The following is a 13,510-nucleotide window of genomic DNA, read 5'->3' on the forward strand; positions in this document are numbered from 1 at the left end:
CCTTCAAACTTCATCCTTTCCTCCACTTCCCCTACAATCCCGCCACGATGAGCCTACGCGTCTACAACACTCTGACGAAGCAGAAGGACCTGTTCGAACCGGTACGGCCGGGGAAGGTCGGCATGTACCTGTGCGGGCCGACGGTCTACAAGCCGCCGCACATTGGGCACATGGTGGGGCCGGTGATCTTCGACGCGGTCAAGCGCTACTTGAAGTACAAGGGGTACGATGTCACTTGGGTCGTGAACATCACGGACGTCGACGACAAGCTCATCGAGGCCGCCGCCAAGCACAACACGACCATTGCTGATTTAGCGACGCGCTACACGAAGGAATACCTGGACTGCCTCGCCGGCTTTGGCATCGATTCGATCGACGCGTTTCCCAAGGCGTCGGAGCACATGAACGAGATCCTTCAGCTGTGCGAACGGCTGATCGCCAAGGGCGTGGCGTATCCCGCTGAAGGCAACGTCTACTTCGACGTGACGAAGGACGCCGACTACGGCAAGCTCTCCAACCGCCGCGTGGAGGAACAGGAGAGCGGCCTGCGCACGCTGGAAGGGGGCGGCAAGCGCAACCCCGCTGACTTCGCGCTCTGGAAGGCCGCCAAGGCCGGCGAGCCCCACTGGCCCAGCCCCTGGGGCAACGGCCGACCGGGCTGGCACATCGAGTGTTCGGCCATGTCTATGAAGTACCTCGGCGAGACGTTTGACATCCACGGCGGGGGCATGGACCTCATGTTCCCGCACCACGAGAACGAACTGGCCCAATCCGAAAGCGCCACCGGCAAGACGTTCGCCAAATACTGGATGCACAACGGCCTGACGCGCATCAAGACCAAGCTCGCCAGCGGTGAAGTCAAAGACGAGAAGATGAGCGGCAGCCTCGGCAACGTGGTGTCGGCGGTCGAACTGCTGCAGCAGTACGGCGCCGAGCTCGTGCGCTACATGCTGCTCAGCACCCAGTACCGCCGGCCGATCGAGTTCACCGACGAGGTGATGACCGCCAGCCGCAAGGGGCTCAACGTCTTCGTTCGCCTGTTCGAGCGCATCGAACGCCTCGCCGGCGCCGGCCCGCACCCGGACATGGACGAGGCGGCGCCGATCCTGCTGGAAGGGGAGAACGGCGACTTCATCCGCGACGTGCTGGGCTACAAGATGAAGTTCATGGAGTCGATGGACGACGACTTCAACACCGCCGGCGCGATCGCGGCGCTGCACGAGCTGGCCGGGGCGATCAACAGCTTTATCGAGCGCACCGAGGCCGAGAAGACGCGCGCCACCGACCTCATTCAATCCGTCGCCGCCGCCGGGCAGTCGGTGCGCCGGATGGGCGGGCTGCTGGGGCTGCTCAGTGGTTCCACCGCTGGCGGCGTAGCGGGTGGCGCTCACGGTGGACCGGCGGCGAAGGATGTTCACGCGGCCACGGTCGAAGGGCTGATGCAACTGCTGATCCGCCTGCGCACCGAGGCCCGCGCGTCGAAGAACTTCGCGCTGGCCGACGACGTGCGCAAGGGACTGACAGAACTTGGCATCACGCTGGAAGACCGTGCCGACGGCACCGTGTGGCGGAAGGAATAAGCCTCTCCGGTCCCTCTCCCATGTACCCATGGGAGAGGTTAGGTGAGGGTGATTTGTTCTGCCTTGATCGTCAGCAGTTCGAAATCACCCTCACCCAGCCTCTCCCGGCGTACCGGGAGAGGGGCCGGAGGTGCGTCTCTCCACGTGGCACTGCACTCCCGAAACATGACCCCGCCCAACACCGTCACCTTGCTCACCCCGCCCGGTGTTGGGGCGCTGGCGGTAATCCGCATCGCGGGGCCGGCGGTGCGGACGTTTCTCAGCGAGCATTTCACGAAGCCGCCGCGGGGGGGCAGTTGCGTGTACGGACAACTGCGGGATGGGGCGACTGGGATCGACGATCCCATTGTCGTTCTTGGTCCTGATCAAACCTTCGCTGACATCAGCCTCCATGGCGGGCCGTGGGTGGTTCAGCGAACGATCGACCTGGCAGTGCGGCATGGGTTCGTCGAGCACACGGACACCGCGACGATCGACGCCGCCAACGAGTTGGAACGTGAAGTGATGTCTGCCGTGCCCACGGCTCGAACGGAACTGGCGCTTCAAGCTTTGCTCGCCCAACCCGCCAACTGGGTGAAGCTGCGGCACGAGCCAAACCCCGCGGCCCTTCAGCGGGCGCTTGACGACGTTGCCCTAAGTCACCTGTTGCGCGTCCCGCGCGTCGCGATCGTCGGCCCGGCCAACGCGGGGAAGTCGACGCTCGCCAATCAGTTGTTCGGCGTCGAGCGCTCCATCACCGCCGATTTGGCCGGCACCACGCGCGACTGGGTCGGTGAGATCGCCGACATCAACGGCCTGGCCGTCATGCTGATCGACACGCCCGGCCTGCGACGTACCGCCGACCGCATCGAACAGCGGGCGATCGAACTGGCCACGCCGCAGATGGAGACCGCCGACCTCGTCATCGTCGTGCTCGACGCATCGCGGCCGCTGGAACCGGAACAGTCGGACATCCTGAATCGCTACCCAGCGGCGATTGTCGTGCTGAACAAATCCGATTTGCAACATGACTGGTACGACCGCGTCCCTATCACCGTCGCCACGCGAGCCACCACCGGCGACGGCATTGCCGAGTTGCGGCTGACGATCGTCCGCCGATTTGCTTGCGATGCGATCGATCTCACGCTTCCACGTTGCTGGACCGCGCGACAGCGAGCGGTTGTGACGCGATCGCTTGGCGACCCATTGCACCTAGGGCAACTGTGGTAGGGCGGGCTATACTCCCGGCCATGGTAAGCACATCGTATATCGCCACGCCGGGCAAAAAGATCGACCTCGCAAACTCGCCAACGAAGAACAGGACCGACTTCCCCAACAAGGACGCCGCCGCCGCCGATACGGAGGCGCATCTGAAGAAGCTGCGCGACCTGCAGGAACACCTGTACGCCGAGTCAAAGCAGGCGCTGCTGGTCATCTTCCAAGCCATGGATGCCGGCGGTAAGGACGGCGCCATTCGCACCGTCTTCACCGGCGTCAACCCACAAGGCTGCGGCGTGACGTCGTTCAAGGTCCCCAGCACGCTCGAGCGGTCCCACGACTTCCTCTGGCGCCACCACCTCGCCTGCCCGGCCGCCGGGATGATCGGCATCCATAACCGCTCGCACTACGAAACCGTGCTGGTCGAGCGCGTGCACTCCATCGTGCCGGAGAAGGTCTGGTCGGCGCGGTACGACCAGATCAACGCCTTCGAGCAGATGCTGACGGCGTCAGGCACCACCATTTTGAAATTCTTCCTGCACATCTCCAAGGACGAGCAGAAGGAACACCTGCAGAGCCGGCTGGACAAACCGGACAAACACTGGAAGTTCAACATCGGCGACCTGGCCGAACGGAAGCTGTGGGACGAATATCAACTGGCCTACCAGGACGCGATCGAACGCTGTTCGACGAGCCACGCGCCGTGGTACATCGTGCCGTCCGACCAGAAGTGGTACCGCAACAACGTGGTGTCGCGCGTGATCGCCGAGACGCTGGAAAAGATGGCCCCGAAGTTCCCGGTAGTGGAGGAGGATTTGTCGAAGGTGGTAATTGAGTAACGGAACTTCTGAACACGCGCTCCGGTCCCTCTCCCGGTACTCCGGGAGAGGCTAGGTGAGGGTGATTTGTTCCTGCCGAGCCGTCTGCAGTTGGAAATCACCCTCACCTGGCCTCTCCAAAGAGTGCATGGGAGAGGGACCGGACTCATGCACGGGCATCTCTTCTCCTGTTGGACGTTGGTAATTACCGAATCTCTTCATCGATTGTCATTCTCAGTCGTAGTCCTTCAACCGCTCTGGACGCACCGGGAAAGGGGCGGTGCGAAGGTTTGCCTTCGTCCCGCAATTCCATCCGCACATGAAACGTCTCATAACCCCGCTTGTCGCTTCATCTTCCCGTTCTTGACACCCCCGTATCCCGGTTTTACCCTTATTCGATAGAGGGCTGCGCATGATGTGCGGCCCGTGCGGAGAGACGGTTCGCCACCGATAGCGCCCCCGGCGGATCGACAACTCGACATCCAGACAAGTGGACGCTCGCGCGATGCCTCGCGTGAACCGTCCCGGCACCTTTGGAGGCAGCCCCATGATGCGTTCGCATCGGTCCGTCGCGCGTCTCGCCCTCGTTGCTTCACTATCCCTTCCGTTGATCGGCCTGCCACCCGTTATGGCGCAGGACACCGGCGCGCCCGCGGCCGCGGTCGAGGTGCCGGCGGAACTGCAGACGGCCGTCGAGAACTACTGGCACTACGGCAAGATCGCCCGCTACGACCTGCAGAGCGCCGAAGCGCAGAAGATCACCGGCGCTGGCGCCGAGCCCGCTGTCGTGCTGGCCGCCTTCGAGAAGACCGCCGCCGGTCGAAACGATGATTTGAACAACTGGGTGCTGCGCTGGCAGGGCATCGCCGAGTCGGCCGACAGTGCCAAGCAGATCTACCAGCTGCTGCAACAGGGCCGCGCCACGCGTCGCGCCGACCAGAACTACGTCGAAACGCAGATCCAGCGCCTCGGCACCAACGAGCGCGCCTACATCCTGGCCGTCGGCCAACTGCGCGAGAGCGGTGAGCTGGCCGTGCCACTGATGATCTCGTACCTGCAGAACCCCCAGCGGGCCGAGCTGCACGCGCCGATCCGCCGGGCGCTGCGCGACATGGGTCGCGTCGCGTTGAACCCGCTGGTGGCGGCGACGGAGATGAAGCGTGACACGAACACGCTGCTGACGGTCATCAGCGTGCTGGCCGACATCGGCTACGACGCGCCGGTGCCGTACCTGGCCCGGCTGACCGAGTCGCGGGAGGTTACGCCGTCCGTATCGCAGGCCGCCCGTCAGGCCTTGGGCCGGCTGGGCGCGTCGCAGGGCGTGAAGGCGACCGACGCGTACTTCGATCTGGCCGAGCGCTTGTACTACGGCCGCAGCGCACTGTCGGTCGACCAGCAGGTGCCGACCGCGTACGTGTGGTTCTGGGATGAAGAGAAGGGCCTGACCAAGCGTGACGTGCCGCCGGCGATCTTCGGGCCGGTGATGGCGATGCGGGCGGCCGAGTATGCGATGAAGCTGGGCCAAAGCCGTGGCGACGCGCTGAGCCTCTGGCTCGCCGCCGACTACAAGCGCGAGGCCGCGCTGCCGGAAGGGGCCAGCGACCCCACGCGGCCGGAGAACTTCCCGTCGGCCCATTACTTCGGTGTGAGCTCGGGCGCATCGCACCTGTACACCACGCTGGAACGCGCGTTGCGCGATAACGACTCGGCCGTCGCCGTCAGCACGATCAAGTCGCTCGGCGAGATCGTCGGTGCCGCCAGCCTGCCGCAGGATTCGGCGGCGCCATTGGTGAGCGCGATGCGCTTCCCCGACCGCCGGGTGCGCTACGAGGCCGCGTTCGCGTTGGCCGAGGCCAACCCGCCGCAGTCGTTCACGGGTTCGGAGCGCGTCGTGCCCCTGCTGGCCGAGGCGATCTCGCAGACCGGTGGCAGCAACGTCGTCGTCCTGGCGCCGCGCGGCGGCGAGGGTGACGAGGAACTGAACAGGCTGATCGAATCGATCAAGGGCACCGGCGTGGGCGCCGTGGGTGGGGCGACGGCTCAGGAAGCCGTGAACGCCGCGGCCCAGTTGCCGGCGGTCGACGCGATCGTGGTGTCGGAGAAGGCGCCGGCCGGTGAGATCGAGGCGTTGAACGCGCTGGTGCGGGGCAACGCCCGGCTGGAGCGCACGCCGCGCATCGTGATCGTCGGTTCGGGCGCGTCCCGCTTCGTCGAGGCCGCCGCCACCGATCCACTGCTGTCGACCGTGAACTCGCCCAGCGGCGGGACGATCAAGGCCCAGCTGGAGAGCGCCCGCACGAAGGCCGGCTCGCTTCCGCTGGATGACGCGATGGCCGCCGAGTACGCGTTGAAGGCCGCGAGCCTGCTGCAGAGCCTGGCGGGTCGCGCGAGCGCGTACGACCTGCTGGTGGCCGAGGGCGCACTGACGGCCGCGTTGAACGACGCCCGGCCCGAGATCGTGAAGGCCGCCGGCGCGGTGCTGGCAACGCTGGACTCGGCCCGCGTGCAACCGGCGCTGCTGGAGGCGGCGAGCAAGGAACAGGCTGCCGACGATGTGAAGATCAGCCTGTACCAGAGCCTGGCCAAGCACGCCAAGCAGTTCGGCGACCGCCTGAGCGGCGACCAGCACGCCACGCTGGAGCAAGCCGTCGAGAATGGCCAGAACCTCGACGTCCGCGCCGCCGCCGCCGAGGCCCGCGGGGCGCTCGACCTGCCCGCGGATCAGGCGAAGACCCTGATTCTGAAGGGGTCGCAGACGTAGTCGCTGGCCGGCGACGTTCAATCGATCGAAATACGAAAAGAGCCGTGGGTTTTACCCACGGCTCTTTTCGTTTGGTCAGGCTGATCACGCTTGCGAGCGGACGGCTTCACGTAGCATGGGCGTACTGCCCATGATCGTAGGATGGAATGGCGACGCAATTCGTGGCAACCCGTTTCGACCAAGCAGCCATGAAGAACCACGTCTGACCTCATAGCGGTCATGGGCGAGACGCGGCTCTGTTGAAAAGAGGGTTGAACGCCAAGACGCCAAGGACGCCAAGCGGAGCTACGCCGAGAGAATCCTCTTCTCTCTTCTTTCCTACCTTGGCGTTCTTGGCGTCTTGGCGTTCAACAACGAATGTTTTCCACAGAGCCCCGAGACGCCCATGGTATTTTGGCGAGGCGTACCGCGAAGCGGCTCGCATGCATCCGCGGAATCCCGCGACGGGTTCGTGCAGTCCCTCGTCGGACGCACCGAGCGCAGGCGCTCCGACGCGACTGCCCAAGCAGTGTGTGGAAATGCTTCACGGGCGGAGGCCCGCGTCATGGCAGTCGCGTCCAAGTACTGACGCCAGGGGCGGGCCGCCCATGGTGCGGGCGAACATGCCCGACGGACGGCGTCAGGTGAACGTTGGTGGTTTGGACGTCGTTCTACTTCTTCTTGGCCGCTGGTCCGTTCACCGCCTGCACGGCGCCGACGATCGCGCCCACGGCACCGGCGGTGGCGTTGACGACGGTGTCGGTCACGCTGGTGACGGTAGCCGCGACAGACCGCGACTTCGTCTTGAGCTTCGCGGGGGCCTTCTTGGCGGACTTCATCGCCGTGGTCGCCAGTGAGGTCACCTGCTTCTTCACCTTGGTCGCCGAGACGGCGAGGGACTTGGTGGCGGTGGGCTTGCTGGTCTTCTTCGTCGTCTTCTTCGACTGCTTCGCCACGATCTTCGGTGGCGCGGGCTTCTTGCCGGTGGTCTTCTTCGTGGTCTTCTTGGTCAACTTCGTCTTGCTCGCGGAACTCGTCGCTTTGGCCAATGCTGCTCCTGTTAGTTAGAGCGCATTAGACCAAAGTAGCGGAAATTACCGCAAAACTCGCGACGCTCGCGACATGCGCGCGAGGGTAGGTGATCCCGACCGGTGACGCTCGAGTTGAGGGTGATTTTCCCAGATACGAACGCGCCTACCACTCGATGTTTTCCAGATGCCGTTGGATCTCCCCAGCACTGCTGAACCGTTCGAGGATCAGCGAATCCTTCAGTCCACGGATGATATCCTTCACGACCTTTGGCTGCTCGCCGTACCGGCTGCGGCCACCGACGATCGTGTGGAAGACCTGGATCAGGTTCAGCACGTCCTTGCGAATCTTGGCGCGCGTCGGTTTGCCTAAGTCGAAGAAGTCGAGCAGTTTCACCTCAAAGCCGATGCCCTGCCGGCGGATCATGACGTTGTCGTCGTGGATGTCGCCGTGGTACTCGCCGCGCGCGTGGATGGGGGCGATGCCCTTGGCCAGGTTGTACAGGACGTGCAGCGCCTCGAAGGTGGTCAACCGGCCGTCAGGTTGATCCTTCAGGAACGCCGACAGCTTCTGGCCTTCCACCAGTTCGCTGATGACGACCATGACTTTGGCGCGCTTCACGATCACCAGTTCCTGGTGATGGTACTGCATCAGGATCGGGCAGTGCCGCAGCGCGTCGAGCTTGCGGGCGTAGGCGATGGCGGCCTTGCCGGTGGGGTCGCGGTGGGGGTAATAGAACTTGGCGGCCCGGCGGATGCCGGTGGCACGCTCGCGGATGCAGTAGACCTCCCCCTCCCAACCACCCCCTAAGGGCGAGTCGATGTCGTACTTCCCCGCGACCGATCGGCCGGGTTCGAAGTCGAAGCGTTTGACCTTGCCGGGCCGGTACATGATGGGCCGGATCATGGTGCCCCGACGCGGGGGCGTCAACCGGTGATTCGGCGTTCGGCCAGCATTCCAGCCACCTGCACCACCGCCAGCAGCCAGCCGGTGTACAAGAAGGTGTAGAAGGCCGCATAACCGGCACTCTTTAGCAGGTTTCCGCGACATTTCCGCCCCCGCAGCAGCACCAACCGCAGAGCCCGGTAGAACATCCAGAATACCGCCGTGAGCACCACCGCGAAGACAGGCAGGAACAGGCTTACCAGCAGAGTCAGCAGGGCGACGAGCAGGACGCTCACAACGATCCAGATCACCAGCGCGACGATGCCGCCGATGCAGCCCTCATCAACCTCCAGAGCTGCGGGAAAATCCGTTGCCATGTCGAAGTTGCTCGGCGACTCATCGGGCATCCACCGGCCTGGATCGAACTTTGCAGACGCCTCGGTCTCCCGTTTGACCCGCGCGCCGGTGTAGAGGCCGACGGTCAGGAACACCATCAGACAAACGGACACCGCGGCCAGGAAGATCTCCGTCTCCACGAACGGCGATGCGTTCAGGACGAGGAAAAGCATCGAGCAGACACCGGAGGTCATCCCGGCGACGAGCATGGCGCGGCCGGTGGTCCAGACGGGAAACCGGGGTCGCTGCCGCCATGTCTTAAGCCTTGCCCTTAACGGTACTTTGGCGACCCGATTCATGCCGGCAATGTAGCCATCGTTGCGCCCTAGCATAGGAAAGAATCACATGGCGTTTATAACGCCACGGTCCATCCGGATCGCTACAATTCCATCGTGGAATGGATCAAGACCATAACCGGCCGAATCGTCACCGGCGGCATCGCGCTGGCGGCGGTGGCAGGGGGGATCAGCTGGTGGCAGATGGACCCGGCGACGCGCGAGGCGGTCGTCGACAACACCGCGCGTGGCGCGGCGTGGTTCGTGCTGGTGTTGATGATTCCCTGGTTGATGTTCTGGCTCGTCAGCCGCGTGGCGCAGTTCGACAGCAACGCCGCCGGCGCGGCGTTGGTCGCGGGACTCACACTGCTGGAGGCCGTCGCGCTCGGCGCGTTGTTCGGCTTCACCGACCACTCGCCCGCGGGGTGGGGCCTTTTCGCGGCGGCGGTTTGCGTCGCGGGCGTTTACAATGTCTTCACGTGCGATTGGATCGCGGAGAAGATGGGATAGTGACTTTCACATAGCCCCCGGCTTGCCGGTGGTCTTCTGTTCGAACGGAAGAGAAGACCACCGGCAAGCCGGGGGCTATGTGTGGGGCAAAAAACAGGGGCATGAACGATGACGAACGTGCACGCGGGACAACGCGTTGGTGAATACATCCTGAACGAACGCCTCGGTAGCGGCGCGTTCGGGCAGGTGTGGCGCGCGCACCACCACGTGTGGACCGACCAGTTCGTCGCCATCAAGTTCCCCACGGAACCGCAGTACCTGCGCGAGTTGCAGCGGGAAGGGTCGGCGCTGCACGGCTTGATTCATCCCAACATCGTCAAGGCCGTCGCGTTCGACCCGTTCGCCGACCCGGCGTACCTCGTCATGGAGTACGTGCCCGGCAGCAACCTGCGCGTGCCCGTGAAGAACCGCTCCCTGACGGCCGACGACACGATCGCAATCCTGCGGCAGGTGCTGGGGGGGCTGGCGTTCGCCCACAGCCGTGGGTTGGTGCATCGCGACGTGAAGCCCGAAAACATCCTGATCCACAGCCAGGTGGAAACCTCCGGTTACAGTGCGGATGGCCTGGTGAAGGTAACCGACTTCGGCCTGGGCCAGGCGACGCAGACGACCGCGACGCAGTCGGTGGCGTTCTCCGCCTCGCTGAACTCGCAGGCGGGCCGCGATCTGGCGGGCACGCTGGATTACATGTCGCCGGAACAGCGGTCCGGTGGCATCGTCGATGCCCGGGCCGACCTGTACGCGTGCGGCGTCGTGCTGTACGAGATGCTGACCGGTGAACGGCCCGCTGGCACCGATCTGCCGAGCGATCTGAACCCCGACGTGCCGCGGCATCTGGACGAAGTATTTCGGCGGTCGTACGCACGGCTCGACAAGCGGTTCACCTCGGCCGACGAGATGGCCACGGCGCTGCTGGCGCCATCGACCGCTGTCGCGGTCCGCGATTCGCTGCCGATGGCACGGTTGCACGGGTGTCCGCAGTGCCGGCAACCGACTGATCCGGACGACCAGTTCTGCATGTCGTGCGGCACGCAGTTGGTGGCAGTCGTGCGGCGATGTGCCGCGTGTGGTGGGTACCCGCATCCGAGCGATCAGTTCTGCATCGGGTGCGGTCATGATTTGACGGGCCGATCCCGTCAGGCTGTGAGGGCAACCTAATGGACCCGTTCATCATCCTCCTGCTAGTGTTCGCCTTCCTGGCGGCGGCGTTCTGTTTTACGCTTTGGGCGACGGTGTGGGTCGTGAAGCTGGCGATCAACTTCGTCGCGATGATCTTGCGCGGCGTGTGGCAACTGGGCGTTGCCAGCACGCCGCCGTCACCGCAGTTCGGCCCACCGGTCGTTCGACCAATGCGCGTGCTGACCCGCCGCTGCGCCAATCGCCAGTGCGGCACGGCGCTCCCGTCGGCGGCACGGTTCTGCACGCGCTGCGGCTCGTCAACCAGCGGCTCGTTCCGGCAGGTGGCGTAAACGGTCCCGTCGGCTATAACACGGGGCATGTCCACGCTGAACTACCTGTTCGCCGTAACCGGTTGGACGTGGCTGGCGATCGCGATCGCCAGCGCCGCGGTGATCAGGATGCGCCGCGCGCGTTAATGAAGAACGATTGAACCGCCAAGGACGCCAAGTAGGAAGAGAAGAAGAGCGTCCTTGGCAGTTGGAAATTTTCTTCGATCAGGATGAGTAGCCAGTAGAACGGAGTCTACCGTAGCCCATGCGATCCAGCCCTGACCCATCCGTACATCGATCGCGCGAGCGGCAGATGATTGACCACGTCACCCGCCTGCTCGACGATGATCGACTGCGCATCGATACCGTACGCGGCCGGCGCGCGATTACCGAGTTTGTGAAGGACGTAAAGCAAGGTGACCGCGGCACCGACGTGAAGCGGACGATGACGGACCTGGACAAGCCCGACCGCACGCTGCAGTCGCAGATGCCCCTGGGCGAGTCGATCGACGTGGTGGTGTCGCAGAAGAAGTGGGGCTTCATCAAGACCCCGATGGGCCGGCTGCACGTGGTCTGCGTCTCCCCCACGCGCGATCTGGTGGCCGGTGGATCGCCGGCGCCCATGTCGCGCGGCGACGTGACGAAGGTGCTATCCAGCGTGCCCCCGGCACCGGCGGGCGTGCCGAGCACGGTCGTAATCGTGGCGACCGGTGGCGTGGCGCTGGAGGCCCACGAGATGGCCGACCGCGGCGCCGATCGCACAGTGATCATCGCCGAGCCGAACGACGCCGGTGGCTGGAGCGTGGCGGGCCCGGTCGAGACGAAGGCGCTGGTCGACTTGTTCGACCCGGAACCGGACGACGAAAAGCGCCGCCGGATCGTCGCCGAGATCGAAGCGCCTTCAGCCGACTTGGGCGGGGCGGGCGTGGCGACGGATCGGCTGGCGGGCCGGCTGCAACTGCCGTTGCCGTTCGTCGAGTCGGCACTGAAGGCCTACGCAAAGTCGCACAGCGGCCTGACCGCCAAGCGGTTGGACGGTCGGCTGGTGTTGTTCCGCGAAGGGTCGGTCGCGCCGTCCGCGTCGTCGTCGTCGTCGTCGTCCACCACTGCTGGAGGTTCGGGCATGCCGCTGATCGACAAGATGAAGGCCCTGTTCGCCCGCAAGGGTGAGACGGAGAAGAAGATCGCGTTCCTCGCCGAGCGGCGGGCCGCGCTGTCGCAGCAGCGCGACCGCGCGTACGACGAGATCCACGCCGTCGAAGGCAAGGAATCGGCACTACGGGCCGAGTTCAAGACCGCCCCGAGCGAGGCCGCCAAGCGGCGCGTTACCAGCCATATGCTGCAGCTGCGCAAGGAGCTCGATCGCCGCCAGCAGATGCTGAGCGTCTTCAATCAGCAGATCGACGTGGTCAGCACGCATTTGCACAACCTGGAACTGCTGCAACAGGGCCAGACCGCGAAACTGCCCGACACCGACGAGATTACCACTGACGCCGCCCGCGCCGAGGAGATGCTGGCCGAGCTACAAGCCAGTACGGAGGCCGCCGCCGGCGCCAGCAGCACGATCGCGGGCGGGCTGTCGTCTGAAGAGCAGGCTTTGTTCGAGGAGCTGGAACGCGAGTCCGCCGAGCCCCCGGCGGCCGCGCCGGCGATCGATCGGGAGGTGATGAGCACGATGCCCAAGACGCCAGACCAACCGCCGGCCGAGCAATCACGGCAACCGGCGAAGCGGAGCGAGCCGGAGGCGGGGTAGGGAGAATCCAAAGTCCCAATGACCGACAACTGGCCAAGCACCATATCCCGCACGGAGCGTGAATCGCCGCGGACTGTCATCCCGATGGGAGGCTTGCCGACCTGAGGGATCTCCCAATGGCAGCACGTGCAGCAATCGCGAGATCCCTCAGTCGCCTGAGGCTCCGATCGGGATGACATCCAGTGCTGGGCCGCGATGCTAAGGATTTGTCTTTGAAAGTTAATGATCGTTGGGGCTCGGGAATTTGAACTGGATTTAAACATGGCCCTCATCGACAAGCTGTTCAATCGCCGCAAGACGCTCAGTGAGCTGTCGCCGCAGGAGCTGCGCAAGGAGGAGATCCTGATCGGCAAGCAGCGCGAGAAGCTGTTCAAGCGGGTCGAGCAGATCGCGGGGGAGAAGCAGAAGATCTTCCAGCAGGGCGCGGCACAGAAGTCGCCGGAGTTGCGCAAGGCGCTGGCGCAGGACTTTGAGCTGCGCACGCAGGAACAGCTGATGGTCGCGCGGGAACTGGGGCTGCGCAGCAAGGAGCTGCTGACCGTTAGCCGGCTGCGCATGGTGAAGGAGAACCAGGGGCGCGGCAGCGCGCTGGGGCGGCTGAATCTGACGGACAAGGACGTCGCGCGCATCAGCACGTGGATCGAGGACGACGCCGTGTCACAGGAGATGTACGTCGAGCGGCTCAACGGCCTGCTGGAGCTTGGCGAGCATTCGGACAAGGACGGACTGGCGGCCAGTGGGCTTACGCCAGCGGGGCAGGAATTAATGAACGTCTGGAACGATTTGGACAAGGGCGCGGTCAAGCCGGACGCCGCGTTCGAGGAGGCCGACAAGGCGGTCCGCCGCCGGGCGTCGACGTCGGCGGATGGGGCGATGTGA

At 64.7% G+C, this 13,510-nt stretch carries 12 protein-coding genes; 9 read left to right on the forward strand and 3 right to left on the reverse strand.

All coding sequences use genetic code 11. From position 1 onward, the window contains the following. Nucleotides 1–47: 47 nt before the first annotated feature. The 4 genes from cysS (at nucleotide 48) to VGN72_14255 (ending at nucleotide 6,356) form a co-directional block, all read left to right on the forward strand. Nucleotides 48–1,580 carry a cysteine--tRNA ligase gene (gene cysS, locus VGN72_14240; protein ID HEV7300521.1) on the forward strand — a complete coding sequence of 511 codons (1,533 nt, stop codon included), beginning with the start codon at nucleotides 48–50 and terminating at the stop codon, nucleotides 1,578–1,580. 165 nt (nucleotides 1,581–1,745) lie between these two features. Beyond that, a complete protein-coding gene (locus tag VGN72_14245; protein HEV7300522.1) occupies nucleotides 1,746–2,789 on the forward strand; it encodes a GTPase in 1,044 nt (347 codons plus the stop codon). A 20-nt stretch (nucleotides 2,790–2,809) separates the two neighbouring features. After that, nucleotides 2,810–3,616 carry a polyphosphate kinase 2 family protein gene (locus VGN72_14250; GenBank protein HEV7300523.1) on the forward strand — a complete coding sequence of 269 codons (807 nt, stop codon included), beginning with the start codon at nucleotides 2,810–2,812 and terminating at the stop codon, nucleotides 3,614–3,616. A gap of 526 nt (nucleotides 3,617–4,142) precedes the next feature. Next, nucleotides 4,143–6,356: a HEAT repeat domain-containing protein gene (locus tag VGN72_14255; protein HEV7300524.1), complete on the forward strand. Its 2,214-nt coding sequence runs from the start codon at nucleotides 4,143–4,145 to the stop codon at nucleotides 6,354–6,356. A 650-nt stretch (nucleotides 6,357–7,006) separates the two neighbouring features. On the opposite strand, the gene VGN72_14260 is transcribed toward VGN72_14255, so the two are convergent. From VGN72_14260 to VGN72_14270, 3 genes are all read right to left on the reverse strand, one after another. Beyond that, nucleotides 7,007–7,384: a hypothetical protein gene (locus VGN72_14260; protein HEV7300525.1), complete on the reverse strand. Its 378-nt coding sequence runs from the start codon at nucleotides 7,382–7,384 to the stop codon at nucleotides 7,007–7,009. Between the two features lie 145 nt (nucleotides 7,385–7,529). Then, a complete protein-coding gene (locus VGN72_14265; GenBank protein HEV7300526.1) occupies nucleotides 7,530–8,270 on the reverse strand; it encodes a protein kinase in 741 nt (246 codons plus the stop codon). A gap of 20 nt (nucleotides 8,271–8,290) precedes the next feature. Continuing rightward, the gene (locus VGN72_14270; protein ID HEV7300527.1) at nucleotides 8,291–8,944 is read right to left on the reverse strand and encodes a hypothetical protein; all 654 of its coding nucleotides are present in this window, start codon (nucleotides 8,942–8,944) and stop codon (nucleotides 8,291–8,293) included. 93 nt (nucleotides 8,945–9,037) lie between these two features. Here VGN72_14270 and VGN72_14275 point away from each other — a divergent pair, with 93 nt between their 5' ends. The 5 genes from VGN72_14275 (at nucleotide 9,038) to VGN72_14295 (ending at nucleotide 13,510) form a co-directional block, all read left to right on the forward strand. Then, nucleotides 9,038–9,430 carry a hypothetical protein gene (locus VGN72_14275; GenBank protein HEV7300528.1) on the forward strand — a complete coding sequence of 131 codons (393 nt, stop codon included), beginning with the start codon at nucleotides 9,038–9,040 and terminating at the stop codon, nucleotides 9,428–9,430. A 108-nt stretch (nucleotides 9,431–9,538) separates the two neighbouring features. Then, the gene (locus tag VGN72_14280; protein ID HEV7300529.1) at nucleotides 9,539–10,588 is read left to right on the forward strand and encodes a serine/threonine-protein kinase; all 1,050 of its coding nucleotides are present in this window, start codon (nucleotides 9,539–9,541) and stop codon (nucleotides 10,586–10,588) included. Beyond that, complete coding sequence (locus VGN72_14285; protein HEV7300530.1) at nucleotides 10,588–10,899, forward strand: hypothetical protein; 312 nt, start codon at nucleotides 10,588–10,590, stop codon at nucleotides 10,897–10,899. Before VGN72_14280 ends, VGN72_14285 begins: the two co-directional genes overlap by 1 nt. 292 nt (nucleotides 10,900–11,191) lie before the next feature. Further along, nucleotides 11,192–12,631 carry a hypothetical protein gene (locus tag VGN72_14290; GenBank protein HEV7300531.1) on the forward strand — a complete coding sequence of 480 codons (1,440 nt, stop codon included), beginning with the start codon at nucleotides 11,192–11,194 and terminating at the stop codon, nucleotides 12,629–12,631. A gap of 261 nt (nucleotides 12,632–12,892) precedes the next feature. Then, entirely contained in the window at nucleotides 12,893–13,510 is a 618-nt protein-coding gene (locus VGN72_14295; protein HEV7300532.1) for a hypothetical protein, read from the forward strand.

This window comes from Tepidisphaeraceae bacterium, from assembly GCA_035998445.1.
Classification (GTDB): Bacteria; Planctomycetota; Phycisphaerae; order Tepidisphaerales; family Tepidisphaeraceae; genus DASYHQ01.

Coding starts and splice junctions, on each gene's coding strand:
- VGN72_14265 (HEV7300526.1), bottom strand. CDS start 8,270: ATGATCCGGCCCATCATGTACCGGCCCGGCAAGGTCAAACGCTTCGAC.
- VGN72_14250 (HEV7300523.1), top strand. CDS start 2,810: ATGGTAAGCACATCGTATATCGCCACGCCGGGCAAAAAGATCGACCTC.
- VGN72_14290 (HEV7300531.1), top strand. CDS start 11,192: ATGATTGACCACGTCACCCGCCTGCTCGACGATGATCGACTGCGCATC.
- VGN72_14295 (HEV7300532.1), top strand. CDS start 12,893: ATGGCCCTCATCGACAAGCTGTTCAATCGCCGCAAGACGCTCAGTGAG.
- cysS (HEV7300521.1), top strand. CDS start 48: ATGAGCCTACGCGTCTACAACACTCTGACGAAGCAGAAGGACCTGTTC.
- VGN72_14270 (HEV7300527.1), bottom strand. CDS start 8,944: ATGAATCGGGTCGCCAAAGTACCGTTAAGGGCAAGGCTTAAGACATGG.
- VGN72_14285 (HEV7300530.1), top strand. CDS start 10,588: ATGGACCCGTTCATCATCCTCCTGCTAGTGTTCGCCTTCCTGGCGGCG.
- VGN72_14245 (HEV7300522.1), top strand. CDS start 1,746: ATGACCCCGCCCAACACCGTCACCTTGCTCACCCCGCCCGGTGTTGGG.
- VGN72_14280 (HEV7300529.1), top strand. CDS start 9,539: ATGACGAACGTGCACGCGGGACAACGCGTTGGTGAATACATCCTGAAC.
- VGN72_14255 (HEV7300524.1), top strand. CDS start 4,143: ATGATGCGTTCGCATCGGTCCGTCGCGCGTCTCGCCCTCGTTGCTTCA.